Source organism: Marinoscillum sp. HNIBRBA16962 (assembly GCF_057801515.1).
The window spans coordinates 5,475,853-5,494,161 of sequence record NZ_CM173603.1; the positions used below are offsets into that span (position 1 = coordinate 5,475,853).

Here is an 18,309-nt window from a genome sequence, read left to right on the forward strand (position 1 = left end):
ATCACCAAGGAGAAAAACTCTCCATTGACTCCATTTCAGGATCAAGGTCTTTCTCAACAGGAAGTGTAAAATAAAAGGTAGCGCCTTTGCCTTTTTCTCCTTCAGCCCAGACTCTTCCTCCATGACGTGTTATGATACGTTTTACCAATGCCAGGCCGATACCGGTTCCTTTAAACTCTTCACTGCTGTGGAGCCTTTTAAAAGGCTCAAAGAGATCCTCCATATTCTTATCGCTCATCTCAAAACCATCCCCATTATCATTTACGAAATACATAATATCCTCCTCACCCATTATTGAGCCTACCTGGATGCGGGGTTTCCTTTTCTTAAGCGAATATTTCACTCCGTTAGATATAAGGTTTGAAAACACCTGAAAAATCAGTGTCTTATCGCAATAGGCAGGTTCCATCTGGTCTATAATGATTTTGCAATTATTCCCTTGATTCCAGATCTGTTTTACCACCTCATTTACCAGCTCGTTGAGGTCCGTATATTCTAACTCCAGTTCACTCTTACCGGATCTGCTAAATTTTAACAGGTCATCTATGAGTTCGATCGAGCCATTTACATTCTGACTTATATTGCCAATTATTTTTGACAATTTGATATCGAATAAATCGGAATGATCATCCATAATCAATTTTATCCCATTTTTTATAAAAAACAGTGGGGTTTTTAGATCATGTGAAATAGAATAGGAAAAGGATTCCAGCTCTTTGTTACTTAGCTCCAACTCAGCCAGCTTTACCTTCAGGTTGGCGTTTAGCTGTTTTATTTCATTCTCAGCTCTCTTTTGCTCGGTAATATCTCTTTCCGTTATAGCCACAGACTTTAGCTCCCCATTGACATCTGTGATGATGGCTGCAGAAAACATCACGTCAATGATCTTGCCATATTTAGTGGAACGCTTGGTCTCATGTGTTTTGACCTCTTTGTTGTGCAGCAGGCGTTCGATGGTTTCCTGGGTTTCCATCATAAGGTGCTCAGGCACAATGTTCCAGACGTTCATGTTTAGGGCCTCCTCTTCTGAAAACCCATAGATCTTTTCAGCTCCCAGATTCCAGGAGATTATTTTACCCTCAGGATTATACATGTAGATGGCATCATGTGACTGTTTCACCACTATAGCCAGGTACTTTCTTATTTCTTCTACTTCACGGATCTCTGTGATGTCTCTGGCATTGGCAAACAACAACCCATCTTTTTTTACAATATTCCAATTGAGCCACCGCAAGTCCCCATTGCTTCCGTGAACACATGTTTCAAATGAAAACTGCTCTTTACTATTATTCCTGATAAGGTTTTTAATTCGTATTCTTTCATCTTTGATCAGGTAACTCTCCAGTGAAGTTCCTTTGATCCTTTCTGCTGACTTACCCAGCAAATGACTAATAGCCATATTAACTTCTTCAAAGACCAGGTCTCTTTCGTTCAGAATACAAATGATGTCCGCTGAGTTATTGATAAGGAGATTGTACTTTTCCAGGGTTTGATTTTTTTCCAGCAGCTCTTTGTACTGCAAATAGTGCTTTAGAAGCACTGCCACCTTAGCTTTTGTCAGTTCAGGGTCAAGAGGCTTGGACAGATAGTCCACCCCACCTTCTTCAAACCCCTTTAGGATCGATTCGTGTTCTTTTTTCTCCGCAGACACGAAAATCACGGGAATATTCCGGGTACGTTTGTTTGTTTTAAGGATTTGAGCCACTTCAAACCCATCCATGCCAGGCATTTGTACATCCAGAATTACCATATCTAACTCCTGGTTCAGGGCCGTTTTTAATGCCTGGTTACCTGTGGTTACATGAATAAGGTTCCTGTCTGGTGAACCCAATATCTGTTCCAATGCATAAATGTTTTTTATATTATCATCTACAAGTAGTATGGTTGCTTTCTTAATCTTTTTTTTCATGGCATCACAATTGATTAACACTCACATTTAATCGTCTCATAAGAAATCCCGCAATTTCATCCAATTCCAAAACATGTTTTGTTTTGCCTGTTTGAATAGCTGCTTGAGGCATCATCGGAAAATCCGCAGAATTCGGATTTTGTACTATAGTCATTCCCCCGGCAAGTGCTATGCCTGCCAGGCCCTGGGCTCCATCACTGTTGGCCCCAGTAAGTATGATCCCGATCAGTTTTTTGCCGTAGGCTTTTGTCGCTGTATCAAAAAGTACATCGATCGAGGGCCGGCTGAAGTTGCACAACTCATCCGCAGAAAGTGAAAAGGTGAAGTCTCGCTCTACAAGCAAATGATAATCTGGAGGCGCAATGTATACCACTCCGGGTTGAATGCTTTCTTTTTCGTCCGCTTGCTTGATCTTGATCCTGCAATGGGCTTGCAACACCTTTTCCAAAAGCTCTTTCTCACTTTTTGCCCGGTGCTGAACAATAATAACCGGTATGGGGAATGTAGAAGGGAGGCCTTGCAATACCGTTTTCAATGCCTGCATCCCACCGGCTGATGCACCTATGACAATGGCTTCAAGTTCAGGTTTTTGTTGATAATTCATCCTGGTAAATCTTTTTACAAAAGATCCTTTCCTTTCGATCTATTTCACTGAAATAGTTGCGTTTATCTGTAAACATCAGGGATTCCTTACTCCCTAATCCCAGGAACCCAAATGGGCAAAGGCTATCATAAAACAGGTTGATCACCTTGTTTTGCAAGTCCTGGTTAAAGTAGATCAACACATTTCTGCATAAGATCAGCTGAAACTCATTGAAAGACTGATCCAGGGCCAGGTTATGTGCTGAGAAAATTACATTTTTTCGCAGCATCTGGTCTATTAGTGCTGCATTGTACTTGGCAGTGTAGTAATCTGAAAAGGCATTTTCACCGCCTGATTTTTGGTAGTTCATAGTATACCCTTTCATGTTTCCTAACTGATATACTCCTTCTTTGGCCTTTCTTAACGCTTGCTGGTTAATATCTGTGGCATAAATGATAGACCGCTGTAAAAGCTCCGCTTCATGTAGTAATATTGCCAGGGAGTACACTTCTTCTCCCGTGGAGCAACCAGCTACCCAGACTTTGATAATTGGATAGGTAGCTAATCGGGGAAATACGTTTTTTTTCAGGCTTTTGTAAAAAGTAGGATCTCTGAACATCTCCGTGACATTCACAGTAACGGCTTGTACAAACTCCTCAAACAAGGTCTCTTCGGTGAGGAGCCTTGTAAGCAGTTTAGAAAGTAAGGGTACCTCTTTCTTCCCCATGAAATATTCAATTCGTCTTAAAAATGATGCTTCTGAATACCCGCTAAAATCATAACCATACTGGTTATTGATTACGGTAATAAACTTTTGCAGGTCATCGATCTTTATCATTTATTTACCAATCCGTATATTGCTTCATTCAAAACATTAAGGTCTACAGGTTTTGCAACGTACTCTGATGCTCCGGCCTCCAGGCATTTCTCCCGATCTCCGACCATAGCTTTGGCCGTAACTGCTATGATCGGGATCTCATTCAGGGACAGATCATTTTTTATACGTCTGATCGTTTCGTACCCATCCATTTCCGGCATCATCATATCCATGAGAACGATGTCCACCGTATCGCCATTTGCTGCAAGGGATTCCAGGGCTTTAAATCCGTCTTCAGCAACCAGAACATTGGAGCCACAGTATTCCAGGTAGTTGACCATGGCAAAAGTGTTTCTCGGATCATCGTCTACTACCAAAACATTTAGTCCCCTAAGTTTATCCTGATCATCCATTCCATCATATTTTCAGCTATATAACCATACCCTCATCAGTGAAAGCAGTTTGTCCAGGTCCACGGGCTTTGATATGTAATCAGACATGCCGGCCTTCAGGCATTCTTCACGATCACCTTTCATAGCCTTTGCCGTAAGGGCGATAATTGGTGTTTTGATGAATTTATCCATTTTCCTAATCTCCAAAGTGGCTTCCAACCCGTCCATTTCCGGCATCATTACATCCATCAGTATGATGTCTACATCCTGATCTTTCTTTAGCAAGGAAATGGCCTCTTTGCCATTTTCCGCCGTGAGACAAATCATGCCTTCATCCTCCAGGACATTGGTAAGCGAAAAAATATTGCGCATATCATCATCTACAATGAGTACTTTCCTTTTTTTGAGTACTTCGTCAGTGCGGTGGAGCTTTCGGATGATGTTTTGCTTTTCCTTAGAGAGTTGTGACTCTACCCTATGAAGAAAAAGAGTGGTTTCGTCCAGCAGCCGCTCTACTGAATCTACTGTTTTCAGGACCACCGTGCTGGCCAGTTTTTCCAGTCGTTGAGCTTCTTTCTTTTCCAATTCTTTACCAGTGTACACTATAATGGGTGTCTGATTCTGAGGATGTTGATTTCTGATGTTTTCCAGAAGCTCAAACCCATTCATATCCGGCAACCCAAGATCTATGATCATACAGTCGAATTCCTCTTTGCTGAGCATTTTTATGGCCTGGTTTGCGGTATATGCTGAGTAGGACTTGATGTCTCCGTTTCCGATCAGTTCACGGATGGCTTTGTTTTGCTGCTTGTTGTCCTCTATGATCAGCAGTTTTTTTAGTTTTTTACTGATAAACTCTTCAATGCGATCAAAAACCTGCTGTAAGATAGCATTGTCAATAGGTTTCTTTATAAAATTAAAGGCTCCAAGTTCAAGTCCTTCTTTGCGGGTGTCATACCCTGAAACGATCTGCACAGGAATGTGCCTCAGGCCTGGGTCGCTCTTCAGGTGCTTCAGAATCTCGGTCCCATCCATTACCGGAAGTTTCATATCCAGGAGAATGGCATGAGGGCGATAATACCTTGCCAGGCTCAGGCCGGTGTTGCCTTGCTGAGCGACAATGCCTTTATAACCTCTTTCATTGACAAAGTTGAGTAGTAGTTTTGAAAATGAGGGATCATCTTCAATGATCAGCACCAGCCTGTCATCTTCTTTTATATTGTACCGGTCATCTTCCACCGGTTCATTTTTTGTTTGCTTTGCTACAAGTGGTTTCTTCTCAGTTTTACCAGTTTTTCTACCCAAGGAAACCTTTTTATCAAATTCCTGCACGAGTGATTGGTCAAAGACCAGAGGCAGATAGATTGTGAAAATGCTGCCGTCACCTTCAGTGCTCTCCAAGTGGATTTCACCCCCGAGTGCACTGGTGAGCTCACGACTGATTGACAGGCCTAAGCCGGTTCCTCCATATTTGCGTTTAGTAGATCCATCAGCTTGCTGAAAAGCCTCAAATATCATGGTCTGCTTGCCTTCGGGAATGCCAATCCCATTGTCCTCCACCGAAATAGCGAGAAGTTCGTCCAGCTTTCTAAGCTTTTCATTCATGATGGTGCTGTCCGGCTTTACCACCTTAAACGCTGTATGTACTTTGCCTCCTTTATCGGTAAATTTGAAGGCGTTTGAGAGCAGGTTTCTGAGGATTTGTTCCAGCCGTAATTTATCCGTTTTGATGGGCTGTTTGAGTTTCTTGTCTTTCAGGTCAAAAGTGTAGGTGATGGATTTACTTTTTGCCATCTCGTCAAACAAATGCTTGAGATGGCTCGTCATATCTGTCAGGTCCAGCTCCTCTACCTCCAGTTCTATTTTGCCCGCTTCTACTTTAGAAAGGTCCAGTATTTCATTGATCAGGTTGAGCAGATCGGTACCGGAGCTGTAGATGTTTTTGGCAAACTCTATTTCTTTCTCGCCCAGCACCTGCGCTTTGTTTTCAGAAAGCAGTTGAGCGAGGATCAGAATGCTGTTTAGCGGGGTACGCAATTCGTGAGACATATTGGCCAAAAATTCTGATTTATACTTGCTGGTAACTTCCAACTCCCTGGCTTTTACTTCCACGTCCAGTTTGGCTTCTTCCAGGTTCTGTTTTTGCATTTCCAGCAGGTTTGCTTTTTCTTCCAGCTCTTCATTGGTCTGCTGAAGCTCTTCCTGCTGGGCTTTCAGCTCTGACTCTGATTTTTCCAGCAGATCGGTCTTTTCTTCCAACTCTTCATTGGACTGTCTCAGCTCTTCCTGCTGGGCTTCCAGTTCTTCGGCTTGTCGTTGGGTTTCTTCAAGTAGCTCCTTCAGCTGATCTCGCGATTGCGCAGCATTGAAGGCAATACCGATGTTTTCAGCCACTTCATCAATGAATTGTAAATGCAGGTCACTGAACTCGGCCACAGATCCCATTTCAATGACACCCTTCAGCTCATTATTGTAAAGAAATGGGTATACCAAAATATTTCTTGGCGCGGAATTGCCAAGGCCTGAATTGATCCGTATATAGGTGTCAGGAACTTCTGAAAAGATGATAGGCTTTCGCTCAGTAGCTGCCTGTCCTACCAGGCCTTCTCCGAGCTTGATCACATTTTTGTTTTCTTTCCGGTGATAAAAAGCATAACTACCTGCAAGTGTGAGTGCACCATTTTCTGCCATGTAGATCGCCCCGATCTGTGCACCTGTATATTCGGCCAGGTGATTGATCACTTCCTGAGCGAGGTGTTTTACGGTTTTATCACCACGCAGACGGTCATTGAGATCGGTGCCTCCCCTTAGCAGCCAGGTCCTGGTCTCGTTCTCCCTCGAAAACTTCATCAGGTTGTTTTTCATAGCACTGAGGGCTATCCCTAAGGTGTCATTCTCACTTCTGAGTTGTATCTCGGAAGAGTAGTCTCCCTTTCCTATCCTATCCGCTACCTCGGCAAAGTTTTTGGTTGTGTTGAGCAATTCCTGAAACGACAAAGCCAGAGTTCCGATTTCATCCTTTGTGTCAACCCTTAAATTGTAGTCGGTTTCACCTCTGGTAATGCTATTAGCTGCATAGCCGATCTGAGCAACGGATGCAGAAATTAACCTGGTAATGTAGACCACCAATATGGCAATCAGCAAAACGATGGCCAATCCGATCAACAAATTGGTGATGATAGCTTCACGGATCATGGACCGGCGTGTTTCAGCAGTAGAAATGATGTGGTCAATGGACCGGTTGTCAATTCCCTTAAGAATATCTATGTAGGCAGTCACAGAAGTCCACCATTCGTCTGAGCCATAAGGAAAGTCCAAAAAGTCAGGGTTATAAAGTACCGAATCCATGATCTGCAGAGCTTTCCGGAGCAAGGGGTTGGAAATATTCTCATCATAGTATTGTGCAAGGGGTTCGGGAGCACTTTTCCTGAATCTTTCCAGATTGATCTCATACTTGCCTACCAGGGTTCCAAACTCAGTGATCTTATAATCAGAAAAGCCTCCTTCAAGTATATTATTGAAAAGCCTGGAGCGCATGCGACCCAAAAACTCCCTGGAGTAAAGTAAAAATACATGGGTTTGCAACAGTTCCTTGATCTCGGGATTTGCCGTACTGTCTGAGATCTGATCGATCCTGTCTATAAATGTGTTAATAATAGCATTGTACTCATAGAAAATGGTTTCCGGATCTGTTCCCGGGCCTATTTGTTTTCTCAGGGAATTCAACTTTTCAAAAACATCCAAACCACTGTCGGTCTCCAGTTCAATTTCAGCAGCTCGTTCTACTTCCATGACCGTGTTATCGACGACTATCTGCTGCTTGGTAATTTCCCCGGGATCAAACGCTTTCGGATTGGACAAATAACGAAATGTCAATCCTCGCTCCATCTGCAGTTCATGTATGATCCCGGAAATGCCGTCTACTTCCACCACATCGGTGAGTACCTCGTTCACCTGACGCTGGTTATCCAGATCTTCTGACAGAGAGCTGACCAGGTAGAAGAGCATAGCCAAAAAGGGTATAATGGAAATAAGAATGAGCTTATTCCTGATCGAAAGGTTCTTAATGAATTTCATAGCAGTTGAACATCGCGGTGCTTTCTATGAAAATACAATGAAAATCCAATATTTCACAGGATTGATATGTTTTTTTACATATAGCGACCTCAAGCATATTCGAATATTCGCCCATTACCGGGAAATTAACTCGACTTTCCGCTCCGGATTGCTAGCTTACTAAGAGATTAATAAGGTTACGATAAGACTAAGAAATTAACCCTGGTTAGTAAGATAAGATCTCTTCCATGGGGTTGAAATAACCGTGTAGGACTTTTTCTCGGATAAAAAGTTATGGTCTCCCTTGGCAATTGTCTCAATTCACTTATTTTTGCGATCCGATTTGGGAGGGAACCTGAGGTACAGGTTAACAATTCGACTTAAATCGTAATCAAAATTAGATCACAGAGGCGTGGCAGAGTGTCCTAGCCGGACGCGACTAGCCGTCCGCGACGAATGCGGCGGAACCGCCGCCTCAAAAGATGATCGGAATTTTGACTAAATAAAATAATAAGCAGAGATCACAGAGGCGTGGCAGAGTGGTCGAATGCGGCGGTCTTGAAAACCGTTGTACCGCGAGGTACCGGGGGTTCGAATCCCTCCGCCTCTGCAACCTAAAGCCTGGTGCAAAGCGCCGGGCTTTTTGCATTTTAACCCCTAATGTTAATTCCACTTTAATTTTTAATGCGGTCGAATGCGGCGAACTAGCCGTTCGCGTCTGAAAACCGTCGACCCGCGAGGTGCCGGGGCGGTTCGCCGGTGCGATTCGAATCCCTCCGCCTCTGCAACCTAAAGCCTGGTGCATAGCATCGGGCTTTTTGCATTTTAACCCCTAATGTTAATTCCACTTTAATTTTTAATGAGGTCGAATGCGGCGAACTAGCCGTTCGCGTCTGAAAACCGTCGACCCGCGAGGTGCCGGGGTTCGCCGATGCGATTCGAATCCCTCCGCCTCTGCAACCTAAAGCCTGGTGCATAGCATCGGGCTTTTTGCATTTTAACCCCTAATTGTTAATTCCACTTTAATTTTTAATGAGGTCGAAATGCGGCGAACTAGCCGTTCGCGTCTGAAAACCGTCGACCCGCGAGGTGCCGGGGCGGTTCGCCGATGCGATTCGAATCCCTCCGCCTCTGCAACCTAAAGCCTGGTGCATAGCATCGGGCTTTTTGCATTTTAACCCCTAATGTTAATTCCACTTTAATTTTTAATGCGGTCGAATGCGGCGAACTAGCCGTTCGCGTCTGAAAACCGTCGACCCACGAGGTACCGGGGCGGTTCGCCGGTGCGATGCCTTATAAAGTGAAAAATCGTAAGAAGAACACTAGCGTTTTACTGTGTCCCGGTCATGTCTAATGCCTCCCTGAGTCCTTGTGCCAGTTTTTTAGCAGGTCCCACACCCCAGTAATGTAAAAAGAAGATCCTTGGCTGCTCTTGAACCATGTGATTATGAACTGCTACCACTTCAATATTATTTTCTATCAAAGCCCTGATCACCGGGGCCACTTCATTTGCCAGCATAGTGAAGTCCCCTGCAACCGCAGCTTTTTCATTGGTGCCTTGCCAGCTTGCCCAGGTATTGAATCCCATAAACGTGCTTACTGGCGCACCATGCTCAGTTAAGTTCACATCCGGACGTCCAATGGTGACTTTATAAACGCCTCGATTCATCTTGCCCTCGTAGCCCAATATCTCAGCAATCATTTCAGTATCCAGGGAGTTTTCTACTTCAGTGGCCGGACCACTCGATGGATTGCTGCCACGGACCTCAGTGACTTTGTCAAATACTGCTTTTACTTTAGCAGCCAGTTCCTTTTCATTACCCATGCCTCCAATGTGCATATACATTACATTGGGATTGTTCCTGACAAAATGATTGTGAATAGCCGTGATGGTAAGACCTTGTTTGATGACTTCCTGCTGAACAGGCCACAGATCGGTTTCTGTGACTACAACATCACCCATGAGCATAGCTCCCTGTTTTGCAGGAGCAAAAGCGGCCCAGCTTCCCAATCCCATGGGCGGAATGATCTGAAAGCTATCTACCATGATTTTAAGATCATTCTGAGGTACTACTACTTTATATTCTCCATTCTTTTCGGTTCCTTTCAGATCACCGAGTGCATTTTCAATTGCCGAAATATCAAGTGAGTCTAATGTAACGTCTGTAACACTTCCCTGGTCAGGATCTGATTGTTCTTCCTTTTTATCAGCCGGTTGGTTACAGGATATTACCAGTGCCATTGCCAGGCAGGCTATCGTCTGATAAACGGTATTCAAAAGGACACTTCTCTTTCTTGTATTTTCCATAGCTCTTTTTTTAATAATTGAATAGATCACAATTTAAAGAAGTGACAAGAAAAGACAATGCTATCATCTCTGTAGGCGGGCCTTATGGCTATCCTGCAGCAGAGTAATTCAAAGGAAAATAGACTCCCTCATAAATAAAAATGCAGAGCCGATTCGGTCCTGCTTTTTTTGTACCCGTTTCAGAACGGGTCTGATCGATGAGGCCTCAAATATTCCGCGGGTAAAATGTCTTGAAGAAAATGGAAGGGCGTATACTACAGCATGTGTTCAATTTTTTCACTTGTTCACGAAACGTGAATCTGTTATATTTGTGAACATGAAAGAACAAAGGATTATTCAAACAGCGCTGGAACGACTAAGGGAAACCACCGGCATTAAGGGTCGCATGACCTTAAATGATCCTTTGGACGGTCAAATTGTTTTGACTATTAATGATCAGGAATTCGCCTTCAATGTTGAAGTAAAAAAAGAAATTCGGCCACATCAAATTGAACAGATTATGGCTTTCAACCATCATTTCAATGGTAATCTCCTAGTTATTGCCGAGAAGATATACCCGAAGGTTAAGCAGGAATTAAGGGAGTTAAGGATACCATTTCTTGAAGCAAATGGTAACCTGTACCTGAAAAGAGACAATATTTGGGTTTGGATAGACACAAACCCACCCATCCAACTAGCAAAAGGAAAAGGAAACAGGGCATTCACAAAAACCGGCCTGAAAGTAGTCTTCCAATTTCTTTTGGATGATCAACTCATAAACAAACCGCAAAGGCACATTGCAGCCGCAGCGCACGTTGCGGTTGGAAATATCCCTCAGGTTATTGAAGGACTAAAAAAAACAGGTTACATTCATCCGCTGAACAATGAAACCTATATGTGGGAGGACCGGAAGGCACTACTGGACCGATGGACTACAGAATACGCAACAACGCTCAGACCTGCCCTATTTCTAGGGAGATACAAGATAACAGGTGATTGGAAAAATATTCACCTGAACAGTGAAAAAACATTATGGGGAGGTGAACCGGCAGCCGACCTTTTTACGCAGTATTTAAGACCTGAAGAATTTATTCTTTACACCAAAGAAACGCAACAGGAACTCATTCAAAACTATCGCTTGAAGCCCCACCCGGAAGGAGAACTGTATGTTTATGAATGGTTTTGGGATGAAGAATTGGATGGACGCCTCAACCATGTACCTCTCCAGTTAATCTATGCTGATTTAATGATCAACGGAAATAAGCGTTGCAGGGAAACGGCTAACTTGATTTCTGATAAACACCTCTTTCGATGAGTACCTCCAAACAATCATATAAGGAACTTGCCATACCTTACTTCAAAGAGGTATTTGAAATCGTTGATGAGGTGATGACCAGCAATCATATTCCCTACTACCTGATAGGTGTGAATGCCATTGCCCTCGAGTTGCTGAAGCAAGAAATTAAACCAAGTCGTGGTACAAAGGATATTGATTTTGCGGTGATGGTTTCTACTATTGAGGAATATGAGCGGATAGTTGCTGACCTGGAAAGTAAAGGTTTCAAGAAAGTGAAGGCTCCCTGGACATTGTATCATGAAAAGTATAAAGTGGCTATAGACCTGTTGCCCTTTGGCAAGATAGAGGAAAACGACACGATCTCATTTAATGAAAGGTACTCTGATCTTCACGTACTGGGATTTATACGGTGAAATTCCTAGCGTACAAAAGAGGGGTACCAAAAGTTCAAAATCGGCCTGAACACCACAAATTCCCACGCCTGGCATACCTGATGAATCATCCGCCTTCCGTAGATTGCATATCATTCAGAAAAGTGAAATCCATGAGCAAAAAAAAGATCAAAGATGACGAAGTGCGCTGGGGTATCATCGGTGTTGGTGACGTATGTGAAGTAAAAAGCGCTCCGGCTATGCAGCTAATCAAGCATTCCAAAATAGCGGCGGTAATGCGGCGGGATGCTGCAAAGGCAGCCGACTATGCCCAAAGACATCACGTAGAAAAATGGTACAGTGATGCGGATCAGCTCATCAATGATCCCAATGTCAACGCCATTTACATTGCCACACCACCCGTTGCTCATATGGAGTACACGCTGAAGGCAGCAAAAGCAGGCAAACCTGTGTACGTAGAAAAGCCAATGGCAAAGACCTACGCCGACTGCCAGCAGATGATCGCAGCCTGCCAGGCCAGCCAGGTGCCTCTGTATGTGGCTTACTATCGTCGGGCGCTCCCCAACTTTCTGAAAGTGAAATCACTGGTAGAATCAGGCGCTATCGGTGAGGTGAGGTTTGTCGAAATCCGAATGTGTAAACCGCTGGAGCCGGACATTATCACCCACCAGGAAAATCACTGGCGTGTGGACCCGGAAACAGCAGGAGGCGGGTATTTTTATGACCTGGCCAGTCATCAGCTGGATTTTCTGGATTTTCTTTTTGGCCCCATTGTTAAGGCAACCGGTTATTCGGCTAACCAGGCCGGGCAGTATGCTGCGGAGGATATCGTGACCGGAAGTTTTGAGTTTGAGCCGGGGGTATTGGGTACCGGAAGCTGGTGCTTCACTACCAGCCCCCACAGCGATAAAGATGTTACGACGATCATAGGATCGAAAGGAGAAATCTCCTACCCATCATTTGGCAGCAGCGAGGTTACCCTTAAAAATGATCAGGGTGAAGAAACCTTTTCCTTTGACCTGCCAAAGCATATACAGCAACCACTGATCCAACAGGTAGTGGATGATCTGCTGGGGGGAGGATCGTGTGTGAGTACAGGAGTTTCCGGTGCACGAACCAACCAGGTGATGGAATGGATGAGTTAAGTCTGAATTGAAACTCAAAGGAACGATCACCAATACTACCAACGGAAGTCTGCTTCTTTTATGTGTTTAAAATTTAGCTTTTAGCCTTTAGCTGTTGGCTATTAGCCTTTATTTGCTGTTTTCAAGGTATTGTCTAAATCTGCTGAAGATATAATAGCCGAGATCAAATCAAGCAGAAAGTTTAGGAAAAAAGAAATTGACCTTTAATGCCGTATTTGCTAGACACAAGTATTTGTGTGTTTTTCTTACGTGGGAAACTGAACCTGGATGAAGTTATTAAAGAAAAAGGACGGGAAAATTGCTACGTTTCGGAGATTACCGCTTTTGAACTCCGTTATGGAGCAGAAAACAGTGGAAACCCAACAAAATCGCACAAATTTTTTAAATGGCTTATCTATTATTCCAATTTATGGAAGTATCAAGCGATACGCCAAAGAAAAGGTCAGGCTCAGAAGGATTGGTAAACCTATGCACGATGAATTTGATCTATTGATAGGAGTAACTGCTATAGAAAATAAACTAACTCTTGTCACAGACAATGTCAAGGACTTTGAATCCATGAAGGGCATCAAACATGAAGGGCATCAAAATAGAAAATTGGTTTGAAGAAAACAGGACTAAAACAGACCGGAGATTATTTTTTTTGACAGCTCCAGGATCACACCTATGACTACAGGAAGGAATATACTCAGAAATGTAGTCCTGTGCCTCAGGTTATAGGGCCAGGTATTTAGCTCACCGATCTCCTGGTCTATCTTCACGAGTTTCTGATAATGATTATCCAGAACTTCTATCTTTTCCTTAGACTCCTCCCTGTCAGATTCCAGGGACATGATTATACCGGTGAGGTAGTTCATTCGCTTTCGGATCTTGAGCTGCTCAAATAGCTTGTACTCCTTCAAAATCGAGTTGAGCTTCCTGGTTGGAATGAAAAATATGATCGCCGAAAGTATAAACGGGAACACTTTCCAAAGGACGATAAGCGCATTCACATAGTAATCGCCCGCTTCAAGGCTGGTCCACTGAAAGTTGTGGATGAAAAGAAATATCAGTATCCCAATGATGATAAAGTGAATGGAAAAAAGGAAAAGGATATTACCTATGACCAGCGTTCCTGCACACTTGTCCGGGTAGAAATAAGTCAGGTTAATATCCTCTTCCAGGGACACTTTGTTAATGAGCCTTACGATCACGATAGTAGCGCTCACCGTAATTCCTCCGATAAATCCAATGGTAAATACCTGCAATAAAAAAGAACTTAACAGGTAGTATTGCCCCAGTTGGAGGTAGCAAACCCCAAAGACCAGGGCTAAACCGGAATTAATGATTCCAAAAAGAAAACCATAATACAAGGTCCGGCTACCAAGAAATTTAGTTTTATAGGTATTTAGAAAAAACTCCGCAGTTGCTTTATCGTCATCTTTGGTTAATTGGATCAGGTTCACCAGGAACTCCCGGAATTTCTCTGTTGCGTTAAATACCAGGTACAGCCCGGCTGCATTTAAGATCGCCAGGAAGAAAGAAAAGTCCTCAATAATGAGCTTTTGGTCACTGTCCTCGTCTATCAGTGAAGCGCCGAGATGAAGCAGGAACAAGGCTAATCCAAAGCACAGTGAGAACGTGAACCGGTCGAGCTTTGTGTGTTTTTTAAATTTCTCAAAAAAGGAAAGGTAGTCCTTTGAAAGTCGCTCTTCCAAGTCCTTCCTGAACCGAAAGCTCTGTGCTTCCTGCTGATCATAATGCTTATACAGTTCAGAAAACTCCATAGTTACTTCTTAAAAAGCGAAAAATCACCGCATTTCATCCATACAAAATAGTGGTATTTATGATTTGATCCAAGTGCGACCTGTTAATCTGGTTTCTCACGCCTGACCTTTGTCACCCGATACAGCCGCCGTTGCCTGATTTACATCATACCATTTGGTCCTCCGGCCTGCTACTTTTGAGAAATTCAATAAACAACACTATGGAGGAGGACTTTCCCATTGAAGCCGGTTTTCTTGGCCCCAAAGCAGAGCATGGACGCACCTGGTCAGACATTCTCAATTACATCCTGCAGGATTACGTTCACTGGAGAAGAAATTACTTCCCCGAAGATGAACAGATCCTGGACCGGGGCACACGCAGAAGTCACGAATCATGGTTCGACATTCTGAGTAATAACCTGGACAAGGTCCTCAATCGGCTTAAGGCAGATTACCCATTCTATTCGCCAAGATACCAGGGCCATATGGTGTCTGAAAATCTGGTTTCAGGATTGGTAGGATATTTTGCAGGCATGCTATACAACCCCAATAACGTCTCTTCCGAATCTGCGCCCATTACCCTGGACCTGGAGCTGGAATCCGGCCGTATGATCGCGCAGATGCTGGGTTATGATTCCACGAAAAGCTGGTCACATATCACCTCGGGCGGAACCATAGCCAATATGGAAGCGCTCTGGGCAGCACGCCAAAATCAACTGAATGGAGTGGCCTTCCAGGAAGTTTGTCTCAGGCGTGAGATTCCGTTCGTTATAGACCTTCCCAACGGAGATCGGTCAGACATTCGCGAGCTGTCAGACGCTACATTGATCAGACTACAGCCCGAAGTGCAGGTAAAGCTTCCGGCCTTGTTTGAGGAAGTGGTAAAAGACTTTCCGGACCTGCCCGCCACCAGTATCCTCATGAAAGCGGTGAAATACGGACCATATAGCATCACTGAAAATGGTCTCCATGCCGTATACCAAAAGCTTAATATTCAGCCGGTAATCCTGGCCTCTCAGGCTGCACACTATAGCATCAGGAAGATTGCAAACATTCTGGGGCTTGGTGAAAAGAATGTAAAGTTCCTGCCGGTAGACGACCACTTCAGAGTAGACATGCATATGCTCAGCGATATTGTGGATTCTCTGAGTCCGCACCAGCCAATACTGGCGCTGATCGGCATTCTTGGCACTACGGAAGAGGGGGCCATAGACCCGATCCATGAGATGTTGTCACTCCGAAAATCAATGGAAACCAGGCACAATTCCTCCTTCTGGTTTCACGTGGATGCCGCATGGGGAGGCTATTTAAAAGCCTTGGATCCTAAGGATCACTGTTTGTCTCACTTTGCACGCAGGGCATTGCATGCGCTTCCTGAAGCAGACTCCATCACCATAGACCCACATAAGATGGGTTACATCCCCTACCCATCCGGTGTGATCAACTTTAAGGATAAGTATGCCGTACTTCACTCCCACCAGGTAGCTCCGTACATTACCCTGAACAATGAAACACCTAACCCCCTGGAGGTAAATGACCTGGATGAGGCTGTAGGTCCATACATTATCGAAGGATCAAAGCCAGGAGCATCCGCAGTGGCTACCTGGCTCACACATAAAACCATCCCGCTAAACCCAAATGGTCATGGTAAACTGATCAAAGCCTCCCTGGAAAATGCTCACCGGTTTTATAAGATCATCCGGGAAGCAGAAAGTGATTTGGACGGTCCGGTCAGGCTCAAAGCCATCGATACACCCGATTGCAATGTCCTTTGTTACCGGTTTACCATCGAAAACAATGATTCCCTGGACTTTCAAAACAAGCTTAATCAACAGGTTTACCAGGCGTTTTCGCTAAAAAATACCGGCGGCAAACAGCAGATGCCCTACAGGCAGGAATATTTCATTTCACATACCCATTTCTTCCCCAGTCATTATCCGTATCAGTCCGTTGACCATCTGCTTACTGATTTTGATAACCCGCAAAAGCAATATGAGCAAAATGGTTTGTTCTTGCTACGATCAGTGGTTATCAATCCCTGGCTGACCCCTGCACTCGGCAAGGATACCGATCACCTGAAAAACCTGGTTTTGAACTTATATAAGGTAGCCAATGATGCATTTCAGAAAATGAATCTAAATCAAACAAAAGCTGCTGTTTTCGTATAATCAAATAATGAGCAACACTTCAAAACCCATAAGACGCCACCCAAGCCTTCAGCCGATCAGCAGAGAACATCACCAGGGCTTGCTGCTGTGCTGGAAAATTCGTACCGGCTTATCGAAAGGAGTTGCCCCGGAACGGATAAAAAGGTACGCTGACTGGTTTTACAATGAACACCTGATCCCACACTTTAAAATCGAGGAGGAGCACATATTCCCGATTTTAGGAAATGAAGATGAACTGGTCAGGAAGGCCATAGCTCAGCATAGAAAGCTGGAGCAGCTGTTTGGAAATGATCCCTCCGATGTGGAAAACCTCAAAGCCATAGAGCAGGCGCTCGAAAATCACATTCGCTTTGAGGAGCGGGTACTATTTAATGAGATCCAGGAAAAAGCGACGTTTGAAGAGCTGAACAAAATCCGTGAGGTACACACAGAGGCACCTTTTGAGGAGAATACGGATGATCTGTTTTGGAAGTAGGTCTCCATGATCCATAGTTCATTGAGGCATCATAGAGTTTTTTGGAGCCATCTCCTGTTCGAGGGCGTTTTGTATCTACTATAGTGACACGGAAATAACTTTTCTTCGTTAGGTGGTGTTGTTGGTGACAGAGATGCCTCTGGCTGGACGCAAGCCAGCCTTCCTAGCAATCCACAAGGGTATGCGTTACAAATCAGAGATCATTCGCTGAACTTCTTCTTTTGTTTTACCCAGTTTTTTCTGGAGCCTGCCAAGCATTTCATCTTGTTTTCCTTCTACGAGCAGCAAATCACTGTCTGTAAGTGCAGCATATTTTTGCTTTAGTTTTCCTTTGGCTTCATTCCAGTTGCCTTTTAATTCCATCTTGTTTTTCATATCTCTCGTGATTAATTCTACATGTAAAGGTCATTGATGGGTGGACTCATTCTGTTACATCAAAACCAGAAAAAGTTGTATTATTTACACTGTGAGAGTGCGGGGATAAGCTCCTGCTTCGTATCTGTCCCCTTCCCGTTCGAGCGCGTTTGTATCTATCTATTAGTGGGGCACGGAAGTTACTTCCGAGCCACAGTGGGACTTTCATACATAATGTTAGGCATAGTCTTTTAAGTTGACCTTCTTACTACGAGATAGTTGGAAGTTCTGGCAATGATTAAGAATGAGTTCGAGTTCGTTGGACCTAGCCAAAGACGTTCCTCCAATTTGAAACAAGTCGTCGGAATTCAGCTTGTTCAGGCTGAATCTGAAGTTAAGTTGTGGAGAGATTTCTTTGACAATTTCCTCGTCTGCCATGAATCCAAAATATCCTTCTGGGTTATCTCCACCTAAAATCAATGTTAAAATTCTCACCATTATCGATTGTGAGCGCTGGTGATAAATAATCGAGGATTGCGATAGTAGATCGTTCTTGTCAGACGCTTCAAGATATTCGTTCAGGTAGGTGAATGTGGTGAAACCTGATTCCTTTTTTGTTACCAAGAGCCCGAAGCAGTTGGACTCACCTTTAAATTCGTAAATGTCACCGACTCTGAAATAATTCATTT

Annotated in this window: 15 protein-coding genes and 1 tRNA gene; 7 read left to right on the top strand and 9 right to left on the bottom strand. The window is 43.9% G+C overall.

Annotated features, from left to right (window positions below):
* Position 1 precedes the first annotated feature (1 nt).
* The 5 genes from AC3E9V_RS22680 to AC3E9V_RS22700 are packed head-to-tail and all read right to left on the bottom strand — an operon-like array spanning position 2 to position 7,778.
* Positions 2-1,909 (bottom strand): PAS domain S-box protein, encoded by a 1,908-nt coding sequence (locus tag AC3E9V_RS22680; RefSeq protein ID WP_488750457.1) that lies wholly within the window; start codon positions 1,907-1,909, stop codon positions 2-4.
* Positions 1,910-1,913: 4 nt separating this feature from the next.
* Positions 1,914-2,513: a chemotaxis protein CheB gene (locus tag AC3E9V_RS22685; protein WP_488750458.1), complete on the bottom strand. Its 600-nt coding sequence runs from the start codon at positions 2,511-2,513 to the stop codon at positions 1,914-1,916.
* Entirely contained in the window at positions 2,491-3,330 is an 840-nt protein-coding gene (locus AC3E9V_RS22690; protein WP_488750459.1) for a CheR family methyltransferase, read from the bottom strand. The genes AC3E9V_RS22685 and AC3E9V_RS22690 overlap by 23 nt, the downstream gene beginning before the upstream one ends.
* The gene (locus AC3E9V_RS22695) at positions 3,327-3,722 is read right to left on the bottom strand and encodes a response regulator (protein WP_488750460.1); all 396 of its coding nucleotides are present in this window, start codon (positions 3,720-3,722) and stop codon (positions 3,327-3,329) included. Before AC3E9V_RS22695 ends, AC3E9V_RS22690 begins: the two co-directional genes overlap by 4 nt.
* Before the next feature lie 12 nt (positions 3,723-3,734).
* A complete protein-coding gene (locus AC3E9V_RS22700) occupies positions 3,735-7,778 on the bottom strand; it encodes a response regulator (RefSeq protein ID WP_488750461.1) in 4,044 nt (1,347 codons plus the stop codon).
* Positions 7,779-8,282: 504 nt separating this feature from the next.
* Here AC3E9V_RS22700 and AC3E9V_RS22705 point away from each other — a divergent pair.
* Positions 8,283-8,367 (top strand) — tRNA-Ser (locus AC3E9V_RS22705).
* Positions 8,368-9,087: 720 nt separating this feature from the next.
* On the opposite strand, the gene AC3E9V_RS22710 is transcribed toward AC3E9V_RS22705, so the two are convergent.
* Positions 9,088-10,065, bottom strand: coding sequence for a DUF1259 domain-containing protein (locus AC3E9V_RS22710; protein WP_488750462.1), 978 nt, complete (start codon positions 10,063-10,065; stop codon positions 9,088-9,090).
* Positions 10,066-10,381: 316 nt separating this feature from the next.
* Between AC3E9V_RS22710 and AC3E9V_RS22715 the strand changes: the two genes are divergently transcribed.
* The 4 genes from AC3E9V_RS22715 (at position 10,382) to AC3E9V_RS22730 (ending at position 13,342) form a co-directional block, all read left to right on the top strand.
* The gene (locus AC3E9V_RS22715) at positions 10,382-11,359 is read left to right on the top strand and encodes a type IV toxin-antitoxin system AbiEi family antitoxin (protein ID WP_488750463.1); all 978 of its coding nucleotides are present in this window, start codon (positions 10,382-10,384) and stop codon (positions 11,357-11,359) included.
* Positions 11,356-11,754, top strand: coding sequence for a hypothetical protein (locus AC3E9V_RS22720; RefSeq protein ID WP_488750464.1), 399 nt, complete (start codon positions 11,356-11,358; stop codon positions 11,752-11,754). Before AC3E9V_RS22715 ends, AC3E9V_RS22720 begins: the two co-directional genes overlap by 4 nt.
* A gap of 131 nt (positions 11,755-11,885) precedes the next feature.
* Positions 11,886-12,878, top strand: a complete 993-nt coding sequence (locus tag AC3E9V_RS22725) for a Gfo/Idh/MocA family protein (RefSeq protein WP_488750465.1) — start codon at positions 11,886-11,888, stop codon at positions 12,876-12,878.
* Between the two features lie 206 nt (positions 12,879-13,084).
* The gene (locus tag AC3E9V_RS22730) at positions 13,085-13,342 is read left to right on the top strand and encodes a PIN domain-containing protein (protein ID WP_488750466.1); all 258 of its coding nucleotides are present in this window, start codon (positions 13,085-13,087) and stop codon (positions 13,340-13,342) included.
* Positions 13,343-13,495: 153 nt separating this feature from the next.
* Here AC3E9V_RS22730 and AC3E9V_RS22735 read toward each other — a convergent pair whose 3' ends face one another.
* Positions 13,496-14,644 carry a hypothetical protein gene (locus AC3E9V_RS22735; protein WP_488750467.1) on the bottom strand — a complete coding sequence of 383 codons (1,149 nt, stop codon included), beginning with the start codon at positions 14,642-14,644 and terminating at the stop codon, positions 13,496-13,498.
* Between the two features lie 200 nt (positions 14,645-14,844).
* Between AC3E9V_RS22735 and AC3E9V_RS22740 the strand changes: the two genes are divergently transcribed.
* Both AC3E9V_RS22740 and AC3E9V_RS22745 read left to right on the top strand, forming a co-directional pair.
* Complete coding sequence (locus AC3E9V_RS22740) at positions 14,845-16,791, top strand: pyridoxal phosphate-dependent decarboxylase family protein (RefSeq protein WP_488750468.1); 1,947 nt, start codon at positions 14,845-14,847, stop codon at positions 16,789-16,791.
* A gap of 7 nt (positions 16,792-16,798) precedes the next feature.
* A complete protein-coding gene (locus AC3E9V_RS22745; RefSeq protein ID WP_488750469.1) occupies positions 16,799-17,266 on the top strand; it encodes a hemerythrin domain-containing protein in 468 nt (155 codons plus the stop codon).
* 186 nt (positions 17,267-17,452) lie between these two features.
* On the opposite strand, the gene AC3E9V_RS22750 is transcribed toward AC3E9V_RS22745, so the two are convergent.
* Positions 17,453-17,641, bottom strand: coding sequence for a CsbD family protein (locus AC3E9V_RS22750; protein WP_488750470.1), 189 nt, complete (start codon positions 17,639-17,641; stop codon positions 17,453-17,455).
* Positions 17,642-17,857: 216 nt separating this feature from the next.
* Complete coding sequence (locus AC3E9V_RS22755) at positions 17,858-18,307, bottom strand: hypothetical protein (protein WP_488750471.1); 450 nt, start codon at positions 18,305-18,307, stop codon at positions 17,858-17,860.
* Positions 18,308-18,309 lie beyond the last annotated feature (2 nt).